Genomic DNA, 24,280 nt, shown 5'->3' on the forward strand with positions numbered 1-24,280 from the left:
GTCATGGCTGGTCGAGCGATTGGTCGGAACGGTTCAGGGAGAGACGACCAGTGACGACCAGCAAAAAGGCGGAGACGGCAGGGGGACACGAGCAACTCTCGAGCAGTCAGAAGGGGGGCCTGAAGGGGGTGGTAGCGGCTGCTCGAGGGACGGTCGCTTCGATCGAGGCAAAACGACCAGGGAAAAGGCAGGGACGGCAGGGCGATACGACCCAGTCTCGAGCAGTCAGAAGGGGCCCTGAAGGGGGTGGTAGGAGTCGATCGGGGACACCTTGTTCGGCTCGAGCAGCGAAAGAGCAGCAACGACCAGGCAAACAAGGGGGTGGTAGCGGCTGCTCGAGGGGCGGTCGCTCTGATCGAGGCAAAACGACCAGGGAAAAGGAAGGGACGGCAAGGGGATTCAAGACAGAGACGACCAGCAAAAACGAGGGGGTTCAGGGGTGGGTAGCAGGTGGTTGAGGGGATATTTCTCCACTCGAGCTATGAGAGACCAGCGATACCCAGCGAAAGCAAGGGACGGCAAGGGGGCTCGAGGTAACATCAATCAGGAATAAAAGGACAAGAAGGGGGCTATCTCACTGGGTCGTTTACCGCGCGCAGATCGAAAGCGAATCGACCAGCGAGATCGAGTGCTGGTAGTGGAGCTTTTTGCTGTTACTCGGTTTGCTCTTGATACTCGTATTTCGTCTTCGAGCGTTGCTCACGAACGCGCTGGATGTATCGTGATCGGGCCTCCTCATCGAGAACATCCCAGACACCAGGGAGTGGTGTAACTCCTTGTGTCGCCTCAGCAGCCAGTTCAGTGATCTCTTGCAATTCGTCGATCGCTGCGCGCATTCTGTAGATGTCCTCTGCTCGTAGCTCTTCGCCGCGATCGAGGCGGCGTGCCGATGTCGAAAAGGCGTCTCGGGCGACTTCTTCGCTTATCCGCTCGAGTTCCTTCTGGAGCAATATTCGACCAGTACCTTCCCAGTCCAATTCACTCATCGATTTGCAACCTCATTCTTCCAATCGTTGATGGGTTCTGATACTGTACGTCGGATTTATCCGCGTCGTTCTCGTAGCATATCATGCTGGCTTATCCAGCACGGTCGAGGGCGCTGCAACGCCCCGACCCCCCTATGAGGCCGTTTCCGTGCTATACTAGCATTCAGTCATACAGCCCAAATATCTTACTATCTGTAAGCTACTTTCTGTAGTCTGTGGAGAGTAGATCACAGTAACTATTATTCTAGAATCGAACAATAGTGCATGGCGTTGGATAGATCGGATCTCAACGGAGCTGATAAAGCCATTATTGCCGCCCTTAGAGAGGGTCGAAACATACCGAGTAACTTGGCTGACGAATTGGATTACTCAAGAGAATATGTCTCTAGTCGCTTGAAGAGGCTTCGAGAACATGATATTGTGGAGAATATTGGAGGGGGCGTATACGAACTCATCGAAGAGAACGTGCCAACAGAAGAGTGATCCTCTATTTTGTTACTTTATACTAATCTCATACCAGTTGTTCGGTCGGAAGAGTGCTTCTAAGAGCCGTAGTCATGCATCAGTTGTCTTCTCTTTATAGCTGAGATGTGGGGCTGATCTCGTGGTTGACGGTCGCCAGCACCGATGAGGTCGACCTGCCAATTTTCTCTATTTGTAGAAGCAAAGACATGGAGAAGCTCACCATGCTTAAGACGATCCTGTTCGTTGCCGTTGAATTCGACCGTCTGATTGCTGTCCTCTTTGACGGTAGTAACAGAGTCCATGGACCCTATAGTTCCTTGGCTGCGTTTGATTTCACATGCTGCTTTCTCCGAAGTTATAATGTCCAAAATAAGAGCTTGGTCTATGATCATGTCCATCGACTTGAAGTTGATATTGAATCCAGCACTATCTCCTAGGTTATGATTAGTTCCGATATGTTGGGTGTCAATTGGACACGACCCTGTAAATGGGAGATCCTGAGCGATCGGATCCATGGATTGAGAGAAGGCCTCTTCTATGGACATCTTATTAGCTATCCAGATTTGTGCTGGTTCTATGGGTTCCTCCCGTGTTTCTCCTAAAATATTCTCATACTGAATAAAAAGGCGGACTGTTGCACTCTGAGTACCTGTATAGTTAAGTTTCGCTGTTGCAGTTGTGAATCGAGATAATGTGTCTGAAAAATAACTGCTATTCATTCCAATGATGACTGAAGATTTGAATTGCCCACTATCACTAGCAGCCAGATTAGAACCTTGGGCTGGTGAGGAATCCTCACTCTCAGTTAAGGGTGTTCCAGTCGGCTGAATATCATAATATTCATTCTCTGTCTCAATAGTACACGACAACGTAAGATTCCTTGCAATACCATTCCCTTCATTTTCTATTTCAAACTTAACCCGATCGCCCTTGCTAAACGAAATGTTTTGGACCGATAATAGGGGTTCGTGGTTCGCGCGACTAATCTCCGTCTGTGATTTGATGAGTTCCGTTTGTTTTTCCTGAATCTCAGCTTGTGTTCTTTGAACGTTCCTCATTTCACGGTAGAAATAAACCAATACTGAACTGAGTAGAACAGAACCAAGAGCCCCTATTACTTCGCTCCAGTGAAGAAGCCAATCGAAGATAGCCTGCATCAACTGATATCGGGTTCTCATATCATATAATTGTTCTCTCGATAGAATCTCTGCTCCTTTCTATAGTGTCCGCGAAGCCTGTCTTCGAGGACAATTTCACCCAGTATCAGGAGCTAATGGCGACTGATAGCCCGGAAGATCATGTTCTGTAGGGATAAAACTGAGAATCGAGGACATGAGCGTGAACGTAGGCCACGAAAGAAAACTAATCAACGAAACGGGTTTTCTGGCGATCAAGACGTAATATTGAGTCGACTATAGTGCCAGCTCGGGCCCTCCGGTTCGAGGGATCCCTGAAAGACCATATTGAGGTTGATATCCTCGTCATCGTTCGGAATGACAGGTTCGTCCCAGAATTCGACATCGTCGACAACAAACTGAACGATAGGGTTTTTCTTCAGCAGGAAGTTGACTCGTTCGGAGAAGAGACGGTTAATGAACGAACAGAGTTCTTCGGGACTTTCAGCACCCTGTAGGTAGGCATCGAGGCCGTGAACGGTGACGTTATAGGGAAGGTTTCCCCTCTGGTCGATCCGACGGAGGAACTCGACAACGCTCATCTCGTTATCGAACATGTCCTCATGACTGAGTGCGTCGCGAGCGACGACGTGATATCCGATATCGAAGTTCATTGAACTGGTACTAGATGATTCGTTATCTGTCTTAAACCTCAGTACTACAACTGGCCGGTCAGAAGAACCGGTCCATCTCGGCTTGGGTATCGGAGTTCTCTTCGACGTACTCCGCGATCTGTGCGTAATCGTCGTCGTTGTGGATCTCGCTCAGTCGGCTAAGGGCAGCTATCGCCTCGTCGTCGGTCCACTTTCCGAACTCTCGCGAGAGTTTGTCCGTTTCGAGAAGGTAGTAGAGGTAGTGCGCCTTGTCGATCGCAAGCGGGTCTTTCTTCCTCTCGATACGATCGGCTCGCTGCGTCGGTGACAGCACTCGGAGAGAGTCGCCATCCTGTTCGAGTAGTCCCTCGTTGACGAGTTCGGAGACGTCGACGCCGCGCTGTCGAAGGTCCTTGTTCAGCGCATTGTAGGAGATTGAACTCCCGCGACCGAGAACATAGGTAAGGTAGACGGCACTGAGTGCATCCATCTCGTTACTCATTATTTGGACGCGTTCAGCCATCAGCTGATCGTCGACGATATCGCGGATGGTCTCCAGCGCGTCGTCGACAGACATCGGGTCGCCCTCGTGGGTGACGTTCGGATAGTGCTTTGAGAACACCTCGAGGCACTTGCCCATCGTGACTGCGAAGATATCGCCCTGAGTAAGCCGGGAACCGCTCTCCTCAAGTCGGTTGATTTCCTCGTTGGCCCGGAAGTAGATGTCGTCCTCGAGGGAACGCCAACTCACTGGTTCAGGATCTACTTCCCGGTTCCGGCAGACGACGATCATGTCGTACTCGATGTTCGCCTTCTCATGGATGTGGGTACTACCACGCATTTCTCCGCGAATCGGGTAGAGAGCCGTGACGTAGAACCCAGCTTCCAGAACGGATTTGAGGACCGTACTCCAACCCTCGGTCTCCTTATGATGGAAGGTGAAGGCCATGATACCGTCGTCCTTCAGCTTCTGGTTCGCCTGGTCGAAAACGTTCGTCAGCCCCGTGACGAAGTGATCCTCGTCCCGGTACGTGTCGACGCTATCCTCACCGGCGGGGTCACTCACTACTTCGCTGGCCTTCGGCGTGAGTTCAGCCGTGAAGTGTTCGTACTCGTCTTCGAGAATCTGCTTGAGCCAGACGTAGTAGAAGTCCGCTGTTTCGGAGTACATCACGTTGTCGAAGTACGGGGGGTCCGTGATGACCGCGTCCACACTGTCATCCTCTACCGGGAGGTACTCGGAGGTTCCACAGCGGAGGTACACATTCCCTTCTGCCCCCAACTCGGACGGGTCATCTACGAGGTGACCCTCGATTTTCCCAACACCGTCCCGCTGTTTCGTCTCCCCATCTTCGACATACTTCTCATACGGGTTCTGGCAGAACTCTTTGCCAGCACGCATCTTATCGAATTCGCCTGTGAAACTACCACGTCCATACTTTGCCCCCCAGACGTTGTTTTCAGCGGCTGTATGCCTGGCTAGGATAGTATGTCGTTTGTATAGCCCTTCAAGCGTATGTCGACTCTTATTGTAGTCACAGAACATATTATTAAATTCTGTTGCGCTCGAGAAGGCCAACAATAGGTATTCCTTGATGTTCTGATTTTCGACACCATCTATTTCGTCTAGCAATTTAGATAGACATAGGAGCTGACGGTCGTTGAACATCTGATGGTAATATTCGTATCCATGATTACGTGCGCGATCAGAGCTACCACGGTAGCGTTCTTGCGTCGGAATTGGCAGAATATCCCGTTTTTGCTCAAGTTTGCTTTGAGCTTGCTGGATTAGCCGATGATCGAATTCCTCTGGCTCTTTGTATCCACGTTCATCTGCTTCTGGACAGTAGTATTCGATAGCATAAGGTTCCCTCTCAGCCATACCGAACCTCTCTACACTCTCGATAATGTCCATCTCGGGGTGTTCGTCACAGTGTGGACAAGTGTAAGTACCTCGTGAAGCGTGGCCCGCATCGTACGGCACGAACTCGTTGTCGCATTCGGGGCATTCAGAAGAAGAACGCGAATCCTCCGTTGAGAAAATATTCCAACAATCTGGGCAAATAACATTATAGTAACTGTCGTTCGAGGAACGGGAGTTTGCTAGACGGTAGTCTTTGAAAAGAGAAACATCCTCACCACAATTCCGGCATGGTAGCTGATTGACCCAGAAGGTATGCATTACGTCCGCATAGTGGTTATCCTTATCACAGTGTGGGCATTCAGTACGGTAGTAGTCCTGAATCTCCTGCCCGACAGTTTCCTGAATCTCATTGAACGCAGCGTCAAGCTCATCAAGATTGACTGACTCAACCTCTTTTTTTACGACAAACCAAGCGACCGGATTCAGTTCACTACCAATAGCGTTACATCCCATCCGAATCGATTCCACAATGCTCGTTCCCCCTCCCATGAACGGATCAAGAATAGTTTTATCGTCGAAGTCGACATCCTCTAGATAGTACTCCCATAGTGCGGTTGGGTTCTCCCAATTAATCTCCGGGAGGTCGTCATCATGACCTAACGTTGACTGTCTTTCACCGTCAACAGTCATCTCCTTGTCTGCGAGTGCATACAAAATCATACTCCGAAATACCGACCCGAGACGCCGAGCCCACCACTTGTGCATGGTATAGACTGGCCGGTAGTACCGTTTCGCGTGAGCCTCCTTGTCCGCAATCTCGTTGACTTGCTCGATCGGGAATGTAATCTCGATAGGCCGTCTGTTGGTGTCGTCTTCGTTCATGGATTAGAGTTCGAATTGAATTCGCGGTGTGATGCATTCCGTGAGACTGAGACCGCCGTGAGTGAACGTGGAGTACTTGCCTCTCGCCGGCCACGTGTACCTTCCGATAGGCGTGTAATACCCGTCGGCTTCGACCACGAGACCTTCGTCGACGAGATCATCTGCGTTCACATCGGCGACGCTCTCGAAGCGGCCACTGAACGTCTCTTGGAGTCGGTTCTTGTTCCGCTCACCAACCGGGAAGGTATTCCCCGAGTCGAGTCGAACGTACCCGTGGTCAGATCCAACGACGATACGCTCAGCATCGAGCTGATTGACGATACGACCGAAGGTCCGTTCGGTCTTCTCGTACATCTCCTCGATGGTCGAGAGCTTCGTCTTTCCCTCCTGGATGTTCTCCAGAAGCGCGTCGGGGAACCGGCACCACACGATGTCCTCATCACCGTCTAGCGACGGGTCGTCGTCTTTCACGTCCCGCTGCTTGTATTCCCGCTTCAGATCCGAATAACCGACGCGGTCTCGGTATGGCGTCGTCTCTGAGGGCACTGTTGAGAACGAGTAGCCGACGGTCGGTTCGTACCCCTCATCCCGGAGGAAGTCAACAAGCAGGCTTCCCTCGCGGACGCTCATCGCGTCCATCACTACGAAGGCCCCGTCCTCAGGAACCGCCATCGACGCCTCGTTGACGCACCGGTCTGCGAGTACGTCCCCGTAGAACTCCTGATAGACATCGACGAGCAGTCGCTCGTAGGTCTTCATCTGTATTTCCCGATCGTAGTGGCTACTCACGGACTCTGCAGCAGGGCTCCAGATTCCCCACATCGACTCCCAGACGCTCTCGACAGGATCGTTTGATTCGACCAGCCCAGTCAGTGCCTCAGTCCTGAACTTCACGCTCGATCACCACCGTTGCGTCGATGTGGTTCCCGGAGGGAAGGCTCTCGACGAATTCGATCAGTTCCTCCTTCGAGAGCCCGTCCACGTCGTAGGACAGGTCGATACTCGTCACGGTATCCGTATCTCCGTTGACCCGCGCTTCGGCGTGACTCCGGAGTACTCTGGCGCTGGGTCCTTCGAGGTTGACCCGCTTCGTCTCCGTCTCTGTGGCGACGGTCGACTCCGTCTCGTCGTCACCATCGTCGTCCACCGTGGTCGTCGTATTTTCTGGCTTCCCCGTAATCGTGGTCTGGCTCTTGATCGTCGTCGTGGACCCACCACTGCTACTCTCGGTCTCCGGCGTTTGCTCCGTATAGACGGACTCGTCGAGGTTATCCGGGTGGTGGATGGTGAGTTGATCGTCGAGATCGGGGAGTCGATCACCCTTCTGCTTCGCGGAGAACTTCCCACGATCGCCCTCGAGGACGATTTTCTCGTCCCGGTAGAGCTGACCAAGGGCCGAGGTGAATACGCTCCGGTCGAGCAGTACCGGCATTCGACGGAACTGGTGGAAGTCGTTCAGCATCGACTCGATTGCGATGCCGCCGTCCGTCTCTTGAACTTCCTCGACGATCTTCTCGCCGACGTACGCCTTGTCCCGCCCGACCTTGCTCTTTACGTCCTGGACATCGGCGGTGATACTCTTCTTTCGCATCCGGAGTCCGCCTTCAGGATCCTCGCTCCACTTCACCCAACTCCCGTACCGGTCCTGAAGTTCGTTCCGCAGCTCGCGGCGCTCGTCGCGGATAATTTTCCCGAGTTCGCTGTTCTCGTCTTCGACCTTCCCTCGGAGATTCTCCGCACCGAGTACTCGAGCGGCCTTGTTGATGATCTCACTATCGTCCCGAATCTTCTGGTTCGGCGTGACGAACAGTGCGGTGTTCGCGTAGGTCCGGTTCTCGAAGAACTCCTCGAGTTCCGCCTGGAGTGCCCCGTTTGAGAGGTAGTCGAGCGTCACCACAACGGAGATTTCATTCGTGTCCGGAACGTCGTCATCGGGATAGATGTAGACATCACCGTTCCAGACATCGTCCTTGACCACTTCCCCGAGCTTCGTCTCAATGGATTCACGATTCCTACTCAGAACACGCTCCTGTTCGCGTGTGACAAGCGCGGTCAGCTTTGGATCCTCTGTGATGTAGTAGTGGTCCTGCTGCTCATCTCTGTCCAAGTAGTGAGCGGTCCCATAGAGGCTGCTCAAAGACATGTCGAGCTTCGAGATCGACGTCTTTCCAGGCTTGTATGTTCCGAGCAGGCACTCAGTCACAGATGCCATCTGCGAGCGTTCGTCGAGCGTGTACAGGAGGATGGTCTTTAGCAGTTCGTCACCGAAGTCGATATCCTCGACCGCCTCCAGATCTGAGTTATAGCGGTTGAACAGCGTCTGGTTGATTCCTCGGAACGCGGCCGCTTCGATGTCCGACGTAATGATGAGATTGGTCTCTTCGTACCGCTCCCGAACCGTCTCCGCGAGTACGTTCATCGCACCACGGACGTTTTGCCGCTCACGGCCGCCCTCGTAGAGGCTATCCAGCAAGTCGAGCAGCTCCGGATGGAACGGATAGGTTTCTACCATCCGGTTCTCGTAGCGTTTCTCCTCTTCGAGTTCGATGGGATAGCCATATCCCTCAATGTACTCTTGGATAACATCTCGAACCGCACGCTCGTCGATTTCGTTCCGCCGTGTCTCAAAGAGACGGTGGAGGATGATGCGTTCGCGATCGCCCGTCGCGTTCAGATCGACCGCATAGGGATCGGTACGGTTGAGAATCCGCTTTAAGTCCTGACTCTTGTCGAGCAACGTAGTAAAGACAAACAGATTCTCATCGGGGTCGTTCGCAACCTCCAAAAGGTTCTGGAGGAAGAATTCGTTTCGGTTCAGCAACTCTTCGTCGTCTTGTTTGTCGAACGACTCCCACCAGGTCTCTATTTCGTCGAAGAAAATTGCTGCATTCGCATTCGAGACCAGTTCTTCGATGTGATCCGTCGTGGGATAGCGTTCGATGTCATCGAGGATATCCTGACCACCTAAGTCTTCGAAGATCGGCTCCCAGATCAGGTTCGCATCGGTTTTACTCGTCGAGAGAATGGAAGCTTTCGCAGAATCAGGGAGACTGACTGGGATATCCCACTCATCAAGCCAGTCCTGGGCCACGACGGGGTCGTTAAACAGATGATAGAGTACGAGCAGTCCGTGAGACTTACCAGCGCCGTATGGACCAGACAGGGTGATTGCACCCTGGCTGTCGCGCCCGCTAAGTTTGTTCCCGACGTGTTCGAACGCACTCCTGAGAGCGTTTGAGGGGTACGTCATCGAGAGTAACTGCTGCGGGTCGTTTTCCAGTCGATCGCTAGACTCATCTACCTTGTGAGCCAGGAGAACCCCCTGAAATTGCCCTTCCTTCACTTCATCCCGGGGCGTGAGGAACTCGGAGATAGCCATGTAAGTCCCTCCGCAACTGTTACACTTCATACTTTCCACCAGAAGTGAAGGAGACTGCGCTCAGCTTTCGTGGGCCGATTGCAGGACACCTCTGGAAAGATGGTGTCCGAGAATTCGGGGAAAGTCGGCCAGAATTGGCCCGATTATACCAGTCAACACTACCACAAGAACTAGATTACTGGGAGTTCTTGTCCGGTATGCAGGCAAGCCGGACAGCATGAAAAGCGTGACGACATGAAGGTGTAGCTCAGTCAGGATGAATCGACGACTCTTCTTGACGCTGCCAACGGACCTAGCCGCTGATCGCACACTCTGAGCACTCGATACGGCCTCCGTAACCGTAAGACTCGTTTCTAAATTCTAAACAAGGTCTATGGTGTATCTCTTACAGAATATCGAACATTCACGGAATTGATAAACTGGCAAGTTTGTCCTACTTCATAGATAGCAACATGATTATGTCTTTGACGCGATAAACGAGACCAATGAGTGCGATATTCGCCAGTTTTGTCGTGAGTCTGCTTGCGGCAAACTCTGGTCGGGCCTACGATCGTTTACGTAACGAGGTTGAAAATATAAATCGTGAGTCCGATTATTCCGTGGATCTTGACTCCGTTGAGACCGAGTTCCAGCGGTCTCTTCAGGACCAGATCAACGAACAGGTAGAGGATTATCTTGCGGAACCGTTGTCTGAGGCGATAGAGCCATGGGACCTTTTTGTGAACGAATTACATGGGATCGAGTCCGGCAGCAGCAGCGTCGAAGAAATTGATGCTGGGGACCATGACTGGCTCGCCGTCAAGACGGAGGAAGAAGCAGTTGATCAGATCGTCGATACCTGGATTCGAATCGCTGAGCGGAACCACGACGAATCAATCCCGCCTCAACCTGTCCGGAAGGTCGTGATAAAGGCTTACAATGAATCTGTTGACCGATTTCATGAGGAAATCGCAGGCACCGAACTCGCCGATGAGGCCCTCCTTGGGTCTCTTGACGATTTACGTGAACGACTTGCTAGTCTTGCCGCTGACAATCACAACACAAATGTTTATAAGAGCCGTACAGAGTTCGAGCGTCTTTCAACGCTGTTCGATCACCAGCCTGATTATGTCCCGGTCACTGCCGAACTGGAGACCATAGATATCGATCCCGAGACAGATACTATCAAAGTAGAGGATGCAAAAGAGGAAATATTACACCTTCTTAATGAAGGAATTGATCTGATTGCTGTATCTGGCGATGGAGGGGCAGGGAAAAGCCGACTGCTCGCTGCTGTAGGCGAAGAACTTGAAAACCATGACACCCTCGACGTTTATTATGTGACAAATTCTTTGGAGCAAAAGCCCCTTCCCCTCGATCGTGATACCGTCCTCTTTGTCGACGATGCCGGCCGAGAGGATATGGAGTATTTTCTTCGGAAAGCAGTCCCAGAAGAGCGGAGACAATCAAAACGTAACCACACAGTCCAAGTTGTCGCAGCCACCAGATCGGTCTATGATGAAACATTGGAAGGCACTGTCACTGGCCTCGGAACCGCCGATACAAGGTCTCTCAAGTTAGATAATCTAGATGAGTCCGATATACTTAAATTAATTGAATACTATGATCTAAGCGAAGATACCGTAAACCACATTGTCGACCGCTCCGATGGAAATCCATTTTTTGCACTTCTAATTGCAAGACTCGCTGCTGAGGGGAGAAAAAATCGACTCACGATCAAAGAGGCTCTCGCAGACGTTGTTGGTGAGATGACTAGTTCAGAAGCCGATCTTAACCAAGTTGCTGAGACTGACTCTGCCCAAGCTGTGGAGCGCTGGCTTGAAGCGTTGGCCCTCTGGCAACATTATATCGAACCCGATGACAAGGAACTTATCACAGAACAAGCGCCTGGCTTTACAAGCCCCAGTGCCCGAAGGCGTCAACTTGATTCACTTGCTAAGAACGGTTATTTTGACAAAAGCGAGATGCCGGAAGTCGGTAGTTTTGAATATTCTCATCGTTATGACGTACTCGCCGATTATCTTCGCTTCGAGATAATTAAGGATGATCAGCACTATCCATACCTCCAAAGAGGTACTCTATCTGAGAAAGCACCAGGGGTTGCCCGGGGCGTTGTTGATCTGAAAGGCAGTCCACTCTCTCGCCTATACGCGAATATGGACGAGGAGATAGAGGAACTAGTAGGCTGGTTAGCTGAAGAAATACTCAATGTTGGTCTCTCGCTTCACCACATACTTGAAGCTGAAAATCACCTTATGCAGGTAGCCCCTAATCGTGTTCCGTTAAATGAGATTCTCGATCGTATTGACTCTTCAAACGAACCAAATGCTTGGGCCGATCCGATGGTTCGCTTCACTGGTTCTGTCATCAGTTACTTAACTAGTGAGAAAGAGCCGAATCTAGCAGCAGAGTGGTTACATTATGCAGACAAAGTGTACAATAGAGGTGATATTGAAAGCGATAAGTATGCGAAACTGCTTTCTCACGCAATACGCCAGTACGGCGCTGTCAATGAACTTGATAGGGTTGAAGAGATAGTTGAAAAACTTCGACAACTACCTGAATCGGGGGCTCATGAAGAAATTGCAGTTGGACTAGCAAATTCTGCGAATATCTATGGAAAATTAAAGCACTTCTCGAAACTAGAGGCAACCTTGTCATATTTACGTGATTTATATGGGAGATATCCAGAATCGGATATCCATGTGCCACTCGCAATGGGCCTAATGAATACAGCGGCAGGTTATGGTGGGTTAGAACATTTTAGGGAAGCAGAGGCTGCATTATCAGAACTTAGGGAACTGCACGAGGAATACCCGGAAATTCCCGTATCTAAGCAGCTTGGGATGGGTCTAGCAAATGCAGTTACTGACTATGGCGAAGCAAGACGTTTCAAGGACGCTGAAGAGGCACTTTCCGATCTCCGGGAACTCCACAGCAAGCATTCAGAAGCGATTATTAGAGAGGAACTTGCCATTGGGCTTTACAATGCGGCTATAAATTACGGGAAGGCGAAGAAGTTCAGTGATATGGAGACGATACTGTCGGAACTAAATAACCTCCACGAGATACATCAAGAAGCAGCTATCCGTGAGGAACTCGCAGATGGGCTCTCGGAGGCAGCTGCCCACTATAGTGTGGCAAAGCAGATGGATGACGTTGAGATGGTAGTCTCGGAACTTGAGGACCTTCATCAGGAATATCCAGAATCACACATTCGAGAGAAACTTTCGAGTGCATTACACAATATGTCGGTTGGTTATGCGAACATGAAACAGTGGGGGGATGTCAGAGAAGTTTTGTCTAAGCTTCGAAAACTTCACCAGGAATATCCAGAAGTAGGCATACGTAGGACACTATCATTAAGTTTAGCCAATACGGCTGGTGAGTTATGCAAATCGCAACGATGGGACGACTTAGATTCTATATTGACGGAACTTAGAGATCTCCATGAAGAGTACCCTGATGCGGTTATCCGTTCTAACCTTGCAACAGGGCTGACTTATGCCGTTGAAACAAATTGCAATGAGATGCGTTTCGATCCAGTCAAAGAGTACGTCGACGAGTTGTCGTCAATTGTTGATGCCCATGGTGATCTAGGTGGTTTTGAGGAAAAAGATCGATTTTCGCAAGCTTTTCAAAAACTTATCTTGGATCTCTTCAACCATGTCCCTGAGACTGCCTTGACAGCAGTCGATTTGATGGCCGAAATCACCGACAAGATATCTGTTCTGCAGTTACAGGTCAAACTGGGACAAGAGGCTGAACGTCTGCATAATGAGGGTGTAATAACGACTGAGACGTATAGGAAGATTCTTGATCGACTTTGATACAGGACAAATAGAAATAACATCATTAAAACGTGTCTGAGCGTTCGCGAACTAATACTCTCTGCTAGATTCTCTATTAGGCGTGTCCCTAAGGGGGACTTCAGCAAAACACATTCCTGCCTCCCCGTGCCGTACCCCTGGGGGGGAGGAACACCGAGCTATGAAGAAAGAAGCAGAGTTTGCTGCGAAATCGCCGCGCTAGATAGTGTTGCCACTACCGAGGCGGGTTCAGCCGAGGTGATGCCACGCTACTGAGGCAAAGGATTTCGTCTCGGTCTTATCGATCGACCGGAGGCCAGAGTCGATCTCTTTCGCGTATTGGATCTTGGCCATCCGGTACCGATCCTCGGGCATATCGGCAGCAGTCCACAGCTCGTAACCTTCCCGGATCTTTCGCTTAATATCGTCTACGACACCGAACTCTAGTCGAAGTTCTTCCCCATCCCGATCTCGGACATCGATATCGTGTTTTGCGGCCCATGCGATGAACGCACTCGTCGATTGATCGAGTCCACGTTCGGCCGCTTCGATCGCCTTGGCACCGGCTTCCGCAGCTCGTCTCGTCGCTTCCTTGGCTTCTTTCACTGCGTCGTGGACGAGATCCGCGATGTACTTCGATCGAAGAGAGACCCGTCCATACTCCCGCTCGACCAGCTCCGGAATTCTGTTTAGGGCCCTACGGACACTCCCTGGATGACGGCCCGTCTCGTCAGCGATATCCTGTGGACTCACCTCGCCCCCGTCCGTGACGAGAACCTCGAGGGATTCCCACGCCGTCGGGGCGATCCCGTCCGCGAGGTGCTTGATGACGACCGACTCTTGACGGTGCTTGATTTGCGTGAAGTCGAGTTCGATGATATCGCGATCGCGGTCAGAGTCCTCGGCCACGAAGTATGCATCGTCGACGTAGGTTCCGGCCCCCGATCGAAGCGGAAGACCGGCTTCCGCGAGAACGCTGAGAAGCGTCTCCTCGAGTTCACGATTGAGACGTTCGATATCCGCTGGAGACGCATCGAGTTGCTCCTTCCAGAACGATCGTTGGTAGGATACACCGACTTTCGGATGCGCGATTGAGCGGCTGTTGTCCAGACTCACTGCCTGCTGCGCGTAGTAGTGTTTCACTTCCTTCGGTAACTCGTGCGATGGAAACGCCTCACGGACACGTCGTGGGCCGAGAGTCGCCGTGTGATAGTATCCGGGGCGATCTCGAGCGTGTTCATCACTGTCGTACTGAACGAGTTTGCGTCGCCCCGTGCGGTCGTTCTCGAGCAGGTGGCCCAGTTGGGCTATCGGACCGTCCCGCGCATGCACTGGGCCACTCTCGTTCTTGTGGACGCGTACGTATCGCTCGGCATCAAGGATCGTCGAAAAGTCGTGTAGCTCGTCGAAGTACCGGCTGTTGATTCCGATCGCGCGCGCCGCGTGCTGGATCAGTGGGTGATAACGATCGAATTCGATATTCGAGCCTTGGACGTGGAGATTCACTCCTTCGTCGAGATCGTCGGGGACGCTGATTTCGTTACCGCCCTCGCTTCGCATTCCCTGCCATCGCGGCGCGATATGAGCGTGGAACGACCGCTCGCCGACAATATCTTTGCTGCTCTCGACACTGAGATCGAACTCGCGCATCTCTGCGAGTCGGAAGTCAGTGCCAGTCGGAAGCTGCTCGCCGGGATGTTCGAGGCCGGAGTCTCGATAGGAGAGCGTCACTTGCCATGACTCGCCCGCGAATTCGAACTCCGCGCGCTGGCTCCCGTCGCCGTCCTTGATCCGTCGGTCGCACGCGAAGAACGGATCGAGACCGTACTCGTCGAAGAGGAAGTGAGCCGCGAACTCGTGCGGCGCGGTCTCGATCAGCTGCACCCGCGCTCACCCCCCTTGCGAACGACGGCATAGAGACCACTGAGTAGGGGGTTTGTGGTTACGGCATGTAAACCGAGAAGGTCATGCCGCCTCCCGGATTTGAACCGGGGACAGCTCGATCTTCAGTCGAGTGCTCTCCCAGTCTGAGCTAAGGCGGCGCATCTCTTTCTCCGTCCATCGTATAAAAAAGGATTTCGAATCGCGATCGTCGTTCCGATCGGCTTACAGGTGGCCGGCCGGCGACCGGACCGCTCGAGTACGGGTGTGATTCGTGAGTAATGGAGGCGATACACGCGACTCTACATGCCATTACCGGCGTCTGTTGGAATTTCGGATATTCAAGACACCCTTTTGCGCCCCGGGAGGTAATACCGTGTTATGGAAGCCCTTACCTCGAGTCAGGAGGCCCATGAACTCGACGCCGACACGATTCTCGAGCTGTTAGCGAACCGCCGGCGTCGCTACCTCCTCTATGCCCTTCGCGGTCGGGAGGACCCGATCGAACTCTCGACGCTGGCCGAAACGGTCGCGGGCTGGGAACACGACGTCCCGCCGGACGAGGTCGCGAAAAACGAGTACAAGAGCGTCTACGTGTCGTCGGTCCAGTGTCACGTCCCGAAACTGGACGACGCCGGCGTCGTCGACCACGACGAGGACAACCACACCGTCGTCCTCGCGGACAACTTCGACCAACTCGAGCCGTACCTCCGGATCGTCGTCAAGGACGAACCGGAGAACTCGACGCTGCATGCCGCCCTCCAGACCGAGTCGGGCGAGGGCCTGCTCGGTCAGATCCGTGAAAACGTCGCCCGACTCAAACAGTAACGCCAGCACTACGGCCGGCGTTGGTCGGTCAGACGTCTCGACTCGAGGTCGTTTCTCCCCGTTTGCCGGACCGCTCGGAGCGGCGGGTTTGAACACGGTAAAGTCTCGGCTGGGCCCGGGCGGGTTCGAACAACGCGAAGACTCGCTCACTGGGTTCGCGTCGCCTTCTCTCGTTCGAACCGTCCCTCGGTCCACATACCTGCTGCTCGCGAAGTTGCTCGCAACAGGAAGTGGGCTCGGGCGGGTTCGAACCACCGACCTCGGCCTTGTAAAGGCCGCGTCATGACCAGCTAGACCACGAGCCCGCACCCGAGACGAGTAGGTCCGTCCGAATAACCTTTACTCTCTGGCCCCACAGGAATCGTGCATGGCGCTCGAGTCCGTCTGGAAGGGGCTGCTGGTGATCGCCGCCGTCTCGATCATCGGCGTCGTCCTCGTGCAAGCCGGGTTGGTCTCGGTTCCGTGGGGACCGGACGAGGGCGAAGTCCGGATCTTCGACGACGAGACCGACGACGAGTCGACGACGCGATCGGATACCGGAGACGGCACCACGAACGAAGCCGACAGCGGGAACGGCTCCAGCGGTGGGACTGACGGCGGCAGCGCCACCGACGACGGTGACGGCGATGCCAGTAGTGACACGGACGACAGCGGTTCCACTGACGCTGACGACGGCTCGAGTGCCAGCGACGACGGTGCCACGGACGACGGGACCAGCGCCGAACCCAAAGCCGTCGTCGACGTCGAGGTCGCCGACGACCGTTCGGAACGCTACACCGGCCTGAGCGATCACGACACCCTCGAGCGGGGCAACGGCATGCTGTTCGTCCACAATCGGGAGCAGGAACTCACCTACGTCATGCGCGAGATGGACTTCGACATCGACATCATCTTCATCGACGCCGACGGCGAGATAACTCAGATACACCACGCCCGCGCACCCGAACCCGGCGAGGACGGCGAGGACCTCGAGTACTCGGGCCGCGGGAAGTGGGTCCTCGAGGTGCCCCGCGGCTACGCGAACGAAACCGGGATCGAGGTCGGCGATCGGGTCGAGATCGACCTCGAGTCGAACCGGACGTCGATCTTCGAGGTTACCCCCGGCTTCGACACGCTCGAGCAGTGGGCGCTGGCCGATCCCGACGCAGCCCCGACGGCGGCCGTCCGCCCCTGACGTGTTTCGATTCGTAGATAACCCTTATTGCCGGCGATCCCGGAGCCGTGTGCAATGAGTGGCGCCGACTTGGACGAGGACGATCCCTTCGAGGAACAACGCGAGGAGATCGAGAACCCGATGAAGCGGTTGTTCCTCGAGTACGGATCGAACTACACCGGTGCCGCGGTCGTCGGGATCATCGCGAGCTTCTTCGCCCGAATCCTGGATCTGCTCCCCGCGCTCATGCTCGGGATCGCGATCGACGCCGTGATCCGACAGGACATCCCGTACGCCGAGGCGTTCCCGATCGGCAGCGGGTTCGTCGGCCCGTACGTCCCCGACGGCCGAATGGCGCAGTTCTGGCTGACGGTCGGAATCATCGCCGGTTCCTTCCTGCTGTCGGCGGTCTTTCACTGGACCCGAAACTGGGGGTTCAACACCTTCGCCCAGAACGTCCAACACGACATCCGGACCGACACCTACGACGAGATGCAGCGTCTGGACATGGGCTTTTTCGCGGACAAACAGACCGGCGAGATGATGTCGATCCTCTCGAACGACGTCAACCGCCTCGAGAAGTTCTTAAACGACGGGATGAACTCCCTCTTTCGGCTGCTCGTGATGGTGGTCGGGATCGGCGGCCTGCTGTTTGCGATCAACAGACAGCTCGCGCTGGTCGCCCTGCTTCCGGTGCCACTGATCGCCGTCTTCACCTACCTGTTCATCCAGACCATCCAACCCAAGTACGCGGCAGTCCGCTCGACCGTCGGGAAGGTCAACTCCCGGCTCGAGAACAACCTCGGCGGCATTCAGGTGATCAAGTCCAGCACGACCGAGTCCTACGAGTCCGACCGCGTCGAGGACGTCTCCCGGGAGTACTTCGACGCCAACTGGGGGGCGATCCGTACCCGGATCAAGTTCTTCCCCGGCCTGCGGGTCCTCGCGGGGATCGGCTTCGTCATCACCTTCACGGTCGGCGGACTCTGGGTCACACAGGGCCCGCCGGGACCGTTCACCGGCGACCTCTCGACCGGGATGTTCGTCGTCTTCATTCTCTACACCCAGCGCTTTATCTGGCCGATGGCCCAGTTCGGACAGATAATCAACATGTATCAGCGGGCCCGCGCCTCGAGCGCCCGCATCTTCGGGCTGATGGACGAACCCAACCGGGTCGGAGAAGAGCCCGACGCACCCGATCTCGAGGTAACGGAGGGCCGGGTCGAGTACGACAACGTTTCCTTCGGCTACGACGAGGAGCCGATCCTCGAGGACATCGACTTCACCGTCGAGGGCGGTGAGACGCTCGCACTGGTCGGTCCGACCGGGGCCGGCAAGTCGACGGTCCTCAAACTCCTCTTGCGGATGTACGACGTCGACGAGGGCGAGATCCGCGTCGACGGCCAGCGGGTACAGGACGTGACGCTGCGGAGCCTGCGCGAGTCGCTTGGCTACGTCAGCCAGGATACGTTCCTGTTCTACGGCAGCGTCGAGGAAAACATCAAATACGGCACCTTCGACGCCGACCGCGAGGACGTGATCGAAGCCGCGAAGATGGCCGAAGCCCACGAGTTCATCCAGAACTTGCCGGAGGGGTACGACACCGAGGTCGGCGAACGCGGCGTCAAGCTCTCGGGCGGCCAGCGCCAGCGACTCTCGATCGCCCGCGCGATCCTCAAGGATCCGGACATTCTGGTCCTCGACGAGGCGACCAGCGACGTCGACACCGAGACGGAGATGCTCATCCAGCGCTCGATCGACGACCTCGCGGAAGACCGGACCACCTTCGCCATCGCCCACCGGCTCTCGACGATCAAGGACGCCGATCAGGTGCTGGTCCTCGAGGGCGGCGAGATCGTCGAACGGGGTACCCACGAAGAGTTGCTGGAAAACGGCGGGCTCTACTCGCATCTCTGGGGTGTCCAGGCCGGCGAGATCGACGAGTTACCGCAGGAATTCATCGAACGCGCCCAGCAACGACAGGCCCGAACCGAAGCCGGCGACGACTGAAACGGTTTGCTGTAACGATGTACCGGTTGGGCCGCGAACGTCCTGCGGTCCCACCGGCAATGACTTGCAGTAGGCCGTATGAGAGGGTCTGAACTAAAACGATTCCTGTCCGTCCTGGTCGTCTTGATCCGGGCCGCCCTCGTCCTGTCTATCCTCGCCCGCGGCGGGCGGGGTCCGATCGCTGTAGTTCTTCCGTCCGATGGCCTCGTCGCTGACCATGTTCATGATCGCCCCCTCGACTTCTTCGTAGTCGCGGTACTCGTCCTCGCCGAGCGGGCCGATAAGGTCCTCGAGTGTCGTCGTGTTGCCGCTCATCTCGATCGTCTCGTCGCCGTGTTTCTCGAGGAGTTCGTCGTGGCTGATCGGGTACGACTCGCTCTCGAGGGTCTCCTGCAAGCCGCCGAGTTCGACGCCGCGTTCGCGGCTATCGTCGGGCATGGGTCGTGAAAGGAGTCGGCGACGCAAACGGGTTGGGCCTGCGTTCGCCGTGACGCAGGCGAGTCGCGGTCACCGTCACCGCGGGTTTGATGCCCGCGCGGTCGGAGTGTTCGGCCATGCACCTCTCCGAGAACACGTGGACCGACGTTCGGGACCTCAAGACCGACCTCGCGGTCGTCCCCGTCGGGAGTACGGAACAGCACGGACCCCACGCCCCGCTCGGGACGGACGTAGCGACGGCCGAGGCGGTCGCCGACGCCGGGGTCGACCGCTGCGAGCGCGAGGTCGTCCGCGCGCCGGCGATTCCGGTCGGGATCGCCGAGGAACACCGCCAGTTCCCGGGCACGATGTGGGTCTCGGCGGACACGTTCCGGGACTACGTCGGCGAGGCCGTCGCGAGCCTCGCTCACCACGGCTTCGACCGGGTCGTCCTCGTCAACGGCCACGGCGGCAACGTCGACGCCCTCCGGGAGGTCGGCGGGCGACTCACGCGGGACGGCGACGCCTACGTCGCCCCGTTCACCTGGTTCGAGGCCGTCGGCGACCACAGCGCCGATATGGGCCACGGCGGCCCCCTCGAGACGGCCCTACTACGTCACTGTGATCCCGACTCGGTTCGGGAGGACCGCATCGACGAGGCCCGCGACGGCGCTGCCGACGGCTGGGGCGAGTGGACGAGTCACGCCAACCTGGCCTACGACGCGGCCGAGTTTACGGAGAACGGAGTCGTCGGTGATCCGGGTGAAGGCGACGCTGCTCGCGGCGCGGAACTGCTCGATCTCGCCGGCGACGCGCTCGCTCGGCTGCTCGAGGCGGTCGCCGAACGCGACGTCTCGCGGCCCGCGGACCGATAGGTCGGCGAACCCGAGGGCGGCCGATTACTCCTCGTCTTCCTCGTCGTCCGCTTCGTCCGCGGCGTCGGCCGCCTCGTCGTCGGCGGGACCGGCGTCCTGCAGCGTGCCCCGAAGCGCCGGGATCGTCGACGTGAGTTCGCCGACCTGCTCGCCGGCCTCGGCGATGTCCGTGATCGCGTCCCCGAGGGCCTCGATCTCGGCCTCGAGGTCGTCGGCGTCGTCGAAGGCGTCGGCGCGTTGGCCCATCGTGAACCACTTCTTCGCGTCGCGGAGGTGATCCTCGGCGTCGCCGACTTCCAGCGCGGAGTTGAGCCCGTTGAGTGCGCCCAACACGTTGTCCGCGTCGGTCTCCCAGACGTCGTCGGCGTCGGGCAGGGCCGCCCAGGCCGCCTCGAGCGAGGACTCGACGTCCTCGCGCATCTCGTTGGCGGCTTCCCCGAACAGTTCCTCGTCGTCGCCGAGCGTCGCTTGGCTCATGTCACCGTCTTTGCGGGCACGGGGGTTAAAAGATAGCCCGAAAGTGAAAGTGAAATCAGTCGCGAGCGGGTCGATATCGGTCGAACGGCGGCACGATTTCGAAAGGGAGGTCCTCGGTCCGGCGGCGGATCGCTCGCGTCCGCCCCGTTCGGCAGCGAGCCGACGACCGCTCCGGACGGACGGCCAGACGCAAGCGACGTGTCCGGACCGTCGCAATCGTCGCTCCACGAACATCGGAATCCCCTTGCCGGCCGCAGACGAGACCCATCGTATGAGTTCCGAGACACCGACCGACGCCGAGACGGCCTGCTTCGAGGCCGGCATCAAGTTCGGCTCGCTGTACCACCAGTTCGCCGGCACGCCCGTCTCGCCCGAGAGCGCGCCCAGCCTCGCGACGGCGATGGCGGAATCGATCGAGAACCAGCCCCACTGTCGCGAAGTCACCGTCGACGTCCGAACCGACGAACTCGAGGCCGCACTCGCCGAGTCGACGGCCGACTACACCGAACTGACGGGGCGCTTCCTCGAGGTCGAAATCGTCGTCGACTACGAAGGCTGTACGGTCGTCACCCGCATGGAAATGGAGGACGGCTATCCGCTGATGCGACTCGAGTCGGTTCGAGAGTGAGTCGATCGGGGGGCGTGTGCCATCGCCGACCGCACGCCCGGCAAACCGCATGGTACTTATCGACGCTTTCCCTTCCACCGAACGAATGGCACAGTCAGTCCTGCTCACCGGGGCTGCGGGGCGGGTCGGAGACGCCATCCTCGGCGGCCTCGCGGACGACTACGAGTGGCGATTACTGGATCGGGAGCCGCCGACCGACGACCAGCCGGGCGAGTTCGTCGTCGCGGACATCACCGACGCGGAGGCCGTCCGAGAGGCGATGGACGGCATCGACGTCGTGATCCACCTCGCGGGCGACCCGCGGCCGGAAGCGCCGTGGAACAGCGTCTTGACGAACAACATCGACGGGACGCAGACGGTCTTCGAGGCGGCCGTCGACGCCGGCGTCGAGGCGGTCGTCTTCGCGTCCTCGAACCACGCCGTCGGCAACTACGAGACCGACGAGCGAACGCCCGAGATGTATCGCGAGGACGACGACTACCTGCTCGACGGGACCGAACTCCCCCGCCCGAGCAACCTCTACGGCGTCTCCAAGGCCGCCGGCGAGACGCTGGGTCGGTACTACCACGACGAACACGACCTCTCCGTTGCCTGTGTGCGCATCGGCAACCTCACGCAGGGCCACCCGCCGATCGACTACGAGCGCGGCCAGGCGATGTGGCTCTCCTACCGCGACTGTGCGCACCTGTTCGACCGCTGCATTCGTGCGGACTACGACTACGAGATCGTCTACGGCATCTCCGACAACGACCGCAAGTACTACTCGATCGCGCGCGCTCGAGCGGCGCTGGGCTACGACCCGCAGGACAACTCCGCGTACTACGATGGCGAGGAGCAAGTCGTCGAACCGGACGCCTGACAAGAGCCGGCAACCGACTCCGACGAGCCCGATTTTTTGTCGCCGCCGGTCGGATCGTGATCCATGGAGTACACGACGCTCGGCTCGACCGGGATGACGGTCAGCCGAATCTGTCTCGGTTGTATGAGCTTCGGTACGGAACGGGAGTGGATGCTCGACCCCGAGGAGAGCAAGGCGTTGATCGACCGCGCGATCGATCTCGGCATCAACTTCTTCGACACCGCGAACGTCTACTCTACCGGCGAGTCCGAGGAGATCCTCGGCGACGCGCTCGCGGGCTACGACCGCGACTCACAGGTCGTCGCGACGAAAGTCTTCGGCGAGATGGATCCCGGCAACCCCAACGCCAGCGGCCTCTCCCGCAAAGCCATCGAGCAGGAACTCGCGGCCAGCCGCGAGCGACTCGGGATGGACACCATCGACCTCTACCAGACCCACCGCTGGGACTACGAGACGCCGATCGACGAGACGCTGCGGGCGCTCGACGACGCGGTCCGCCGCGGCGAGGTACGCTACATCGGCACCTCCTCGATGTGGGCCCACCAGTTCGCCGACGCCTTGCAAACGAGCGATGCGTTAGACCTCGAGCGGTTCGCGACGATGCAGAACCACTACAACGTCCTCTATCGCGAGGAGGAACGCGAGATGTTACCCCTCTGTGACAAGGAAGACGTCGGCGTCATCCCGTGGTCACCGCTGGCCCGCGGCGTCGCGACCCGCACCCACGAGGAGATCGAGTCGACCACGCGCGGTCGGACCGACCAGTACCTCGAGCAGATGTCCTATCTCCAGGGCGGCGGCGAGGCGATCAACGAACGGATTCAGGAGTTGGCCGCCGACAAGGGCGTCTCGATGGCCCAGATCTCGCTAGCCTGGCTGCTCCACAAGGAGTGGGTCGATGCCCCCATCGTCGGCACGACCAGCGTCGAACACCTCGAAGACGCCGTCGAGGCACTCGAGATCGACCTCTCGGATTCCGATATGGAGTACCTCGAGGAACCGTACGAGCCGTTGCCGGTGGCCGGACACCAATAAACTATAGCAGGCCGGTCTCGGTCAACACCTCGGCGACCCGCTCGAGGTGGGCCGTGTGTTCCGTCCCCTCGAGACCCTGGTACATCGTCGTGATCGAGAGGTAGTCGGCCCCCAGCTCCCGCCAGGCCTGGGCGCGCTCGATCCACTCGTCTTCCTCGTCGGGAACGGCGTACATCCGGCCGGCAAGGCCGATGTCGTCGGGATCGCGGCCCGCTTCCTCGGCGTACTCGGCGAGGTCCGCGAGGTGGGCCTCGGCGTCGTCGCCCGGCTGGAACTGGGGTAACCAGCCGTCCGCAAGCCGGGCGACCCGGCGCTTGACCGGCTCTGCCATCCCGCCCATCCAGAGCGGGATCGGTTGCTGGACCGGCAGCGGTCGGATACCGGCATCGGGAATCTCGTGGAAGTCGCCGTCGAACTCGACTAGGTCGTCGGTCCACAGGGACCTGAGGACCTCAACCTGTTCCTCGATACGCTGTCCGCGCCGCGAGAAGTCCTCGCCGAGCGCGACGTATTCGGGCTCGTTCCAGCCGACGCCGACCCCCATCCGAAATCGGCCGTCGGTAAACCGATCCAGCTGGGCGGCCTGCTTCGCCACGAGCGCCGTCTGGCGCTGTGGCAGGACGAGAATCCCCGTCATGAACGTCAACGCCTCCGTCTGCCCAGCCAGATAGGAGTACGTCGTCAGCGGCTCGTGGAACGTACTCTCGTAGTCGTATGGGCCGTCCCATCCCTCCCGGTCCGGGTTCACCCCGAGGACGTGATCGTACGCCAGCACGTGTTCGTACCCCGAGGCCTCGACCCGCCGTGCGTAGTCGGCGAGCGTCTCCGGGTCGTAGCCGATCTCGAGTTGTGGTAACACGGTACCGATTTCCATACCCCGGCGTTCGGACGGGGCCGACTTGAACCCCCGGCCGCCGGCGAACGACGGCGGCTATCGGCGCGCTGGCCGACCACGTGCCGCTCA

Annotated in this window: 18 protein-coding genes, 2 tRNA genes and 1 pseudogene; 9 read left to right on the plus strand and 12 right to left on the minus strand. The window is 57.0% G+C overall.

What is annotated here, in order from left to right; all coding sequences use genetic code 11:
- Positions 1 to 653: 653 nt before the first annotated feature.
- On the minus strand, positions 654 to 986 hold the full coding sequence (locus ACSBP4_RS17090; protein ID WP_435552932.1) for a hypothetical protein: 333 nt from the start codon (positions 984 to 986) through the stop codon (positions 654 to 656).
- Between the two features lie 264 nt (positions 987 to 1,250).
- Between ACSBP4_RS17090 and ACSBP4_RS17095 the strand changes: the two genes are divergently transcribed.
- Positions 1,251 to 1,469, plus strand: coding sequence for a winged helix-turn-helix transcriptional regulator (locus ACSBP4_RS17095; RefSeq protein ID WP_435552933.1), 219 nt, complete (start codon positions 1,251 to 1,253; stop codon positions 1,467 to 1,469).
- A gap of 59 nt (positions 1,470 to 1,528) precedes the next feature.
- Here ACSBP4_RS17095 and ACSBP4_RS17100 read toward each other — a convergent pair whose 3' ends face one another.
- The 5 genes from ACSBP4_RS17100 to ACSBP4_RS17120 form a co-directional block, all read right to left on the minus strand.
- Positions 1,529 to 2,608: a hypothetical protein gene (locus ACSBP4_RS17100; RefSeq protein WP_435552934.1), complete on the minus strand. Its 1,080-nt coding sequence runs from the start codon at positions 2,606 to 2,608 to the stop codon at positions 1,529 to 1,531.
- A gap of 233 nt (positions 2,609 to 2,841) precedes the next feature.
- A complete protein-coding gene (locus ACSBP4_RS17105; RefSeq protein ID WP_435552935.1) occupies positions 2,842 to 3,240 on the minus strand; it encodes a hypothetical protein in 399 nt (132 codons plus the stop codon).
- Between the two features lie 58 nt (positions 3,241 to 3,298).
- Positions 3,299 to 5,965: a DUF1156 domain-containing protein gene (locus ACSBP4_RS17110; protein WP_435552936.1), complete on the minus strand. Its 2,667-nt coding sequence runs from the start codon at positions 5,963 to 5,965 to the stop codon at positions 3,299 to 3,301.
- A gap of 3 nt (positions 5,966 to 5,968) precedes the next feature.
- Positions 5,969 to 6,859, minus strand: coding sequence for an alkaline phosphatase (locus tag ACSBP4_RS17115; RefSeq protein ID WP_435552937.1), 891 nt, complete (start codon positions 6,857 to 6,859; stop codon positions 5,969 to 5,971).
- On the minus strand, positions 6,843 to 9,344 hold the full coding sequence (locus tag ACSBP4_RS17120) for a DUF499 domain-containing protein (RefSeq protein WP_435552938.1): 2,502 nt from the start codon (positions 9,342 to 9,344) through the stop codon (positions 6,843 to 6,845). Before ACSBP4_RS17120 ends, ACSBP4_RS17115 begins: the two co-directional genes overlap by 17 nt.
- Positions 9,345 to 9,829: 485 nt before the next feature.
- On the opposite strand from ACSBP4_RS17120, the gene ACSBP4_RS17125 reads away from it, so the two are divergent.
- Positions 9,830 to 13,174, plus strand: coding sequence for a hypothetical protein (locus ACSBP4_RS17125; protein ID WP_435552939.1), 3,345 nt, complete (start codon positions 9,830 to 9,832; stop codon positions 13,172 to 13,174).
- Between the two features lie 228 nt (positions 13,175 to 13,402).
- On the opposite strand, the gene ACSBP4_RS17130 is transcribed toward ACSBP4_RS17125, so the two are convergent.
- Both ACSBP4_RS17130 and ACSBP4_RS17135 read right to left on the minus strand, forming a co-directional pair.
- Positions 13,403 to 15,037: a MarR family transcriptional regulator gene (locus tag ACSBP4_RS17130; protein WP_435552940.1), complete on the minus strand. Its 1,635-nt coding sequence runs from the start codon at positions 15,035 to 15,037 to the stop codon at positions 13,403 to 13,405.
- A gap of 84 nt (positions 15,038 to 15,121) precedes the next feature.
- A tRNA-Phe gene (locus ACSBP4_RS17135) sits at positions 15,122 to 15,195 on the minus strand.
- Between the two features lie 220 nt (positions 15,196 to 15,415).
- Here ACSBP4_RS17135 and ACSBP4_RS17140 point away from each other — a divergent pair.
- Positions 15,416 to 15,862, plus strand: coding sequence for a DUF7344 domain-containing protein (locus tag ACSBP4_RS17140; RefSeq protein WP_006182656.1), 447 nt, complete (start codon positions 15,416 to 15,418; stop codon positions 15,860 to 15,862).
- A gap of 231 nt (positions 15,863 to 16,093) precedes the next feature.
- Here the strand turns inward: ACSBP4_RS17140 and ACSBP4_RS17145 are convergent.
- A tRNA-Val gene (locus ACSBP4_RS17145) sits at positions 16,094 to 16,167 on the minus strand.
- Positions 16,168 to 16,583: 416 nt separating this feature from the next.
- Between ACSBP4_RS17145 and ACSBP4_RS17150 the strand changes: the two are divergent.
- Positions 16,584 to 17,036: pseudogene (locus ACSBP4_RS17150) on the plus strand (DUF192 domain-containing protein); the annotation flags it as partial.
- Between the two features lie 54 nt (positions 17,037 to 17,090).
- Positions 17,091 to 19,025, plus strand: a complete 1,935-nt coding sequence (locus tag ACSBP4_RS17155) for an ABC transporter ATP-binding protein (protein WP_435552941.1) — start codon at positions 17,091 to 17,093, stop codon at positions 19,023 to 19,025.
- Positions 19,026 to 19,118: 93 nt separating this feature from the next.
- On the opposite strand, the gene ACSBP4_RS17160 is transcribed toward ACSBP4_RS17155, so the two are convergent.
- Positions 19,119 to 19,463, minus strand: coding sequence for a DUF5789 family protein (locus ACSBP4_RS17160; RefSeq protein ID WP_049965090.1), 345 nt, complete (start codon positions 19,461 to 19,463; stop codon positions 19,119 to 19,121).
- 116 nt (positions 19,464 to 19,579) lie between these two features.
- Between ACSBP4_RS17160 and ACSBP4_RS17165 the strand changes: the two genes are divergently transcribed.
- Positions 19,580 to 20,317, plus strand: coding sequence for a creatininase family protein (locus ACSBP4_RS17165; protein WP_049965103.1), 738 nt, complete (start codon positions 19,580 to 19,582; stop codon positions 20,315 to 20,317).
- A 24-nt stretch (positions 20,318 to 20,341) separates the two neighbouring features.
- On the opposite strand, the gene ACSBP4_RS17170 is transcribed toward ACSBP4_RS17165, so the two are convergent.
- Complete coding sequence (locus ACSBP4_RS17170; protein WP_006649967.1) at positions 20,342 to 20,794, minus strand: DUF5790 family protein; 453 nt, start codon at positions 20,792 to 20,794, stop codon at positions 20,342 to 20,344.
- 271 nt (positions 20,795 to 21,065) lie between these two features.
- On the opposite strand from ACSBP4_RS17170, the gene ACSBP4_RS17175 reads away from it, so the two are divergent.
- The 3 genes from ACSBP4_RS17175 to ACSBP4_RS17185 all read left to right on the plus strand — a co-directional run bounded on the left by ACSBP4_RS17175 (position 21,066) and on the right by ACSBP4_RS17185 (position 23,316).
- Complete coding sequence (locus ACSBP4_RS17175) at positions 21,066 to 21,422, plus strand: dihydroneopterin aldolase family protein (protein WP_006649966.1); 357 nt, start codon at positions 21,066 to 21,068, stop codon at positions 21,420 to 21,422.
- Positions 21,423 to 21,507: 85 nt separating this feature from the next.
- On the plus strand, positions 21,508 to 22,281 hold the full coding sequence (gene azf / locus ACSBP4_RS17180) for an NAD-dependent glucose-6-phosphate dehydrogenase Azf (RefSeq protein ID WP_006649965.1): 774 nt from the start codon (positions 21,508 to 21,510) through the stop codon (positions 22,279 to 22,281).
- Positions 22,282 to 22,344: 63 nt separating this feature from the next.
- Positions 22,345 to 23,316 (plus strand): aldo/keto reductase, encoded by a 972-nt coding sequence (locus tag ACSBP4_RS17185; RefSeq protein ID WP_435552942.1) that lies wholly within the window; start codon positions 22,345 to 22,347, stop codon positions 23,314 to 23,316.
- Between the two features lies 1 nt (position 23,317).
- Here ACSBP4_RS17185 and ACSBP4_RS17190 read toward each other — a convergent pair whose 3' ends face one another.
- Positions 23,318 to 24,190: an LLM class F420-dependent oxidoreductase gene (locus ACSBP4_RS17190; protein WP_435552943.1), complete on the minus strand. Its 873-nt coding sequence runs from the start codon at positions 24,188 to 24,190 to the stop codon at positions 23,318 to 23,320.
- Between the last annotated feature and the right edge of the window lie 90 nt (positions 24,191 to 24,280).

Source organism: Natrinema sp. CGMCC1.2065 (assembly GCF_051225675.1).
Taxonomy (GTDB): Archaea; Halobacteriota; Halobacteria; order Halobacteriales; family Natrialbaceae; genus Natrinema; species Natrinema thermotolerans.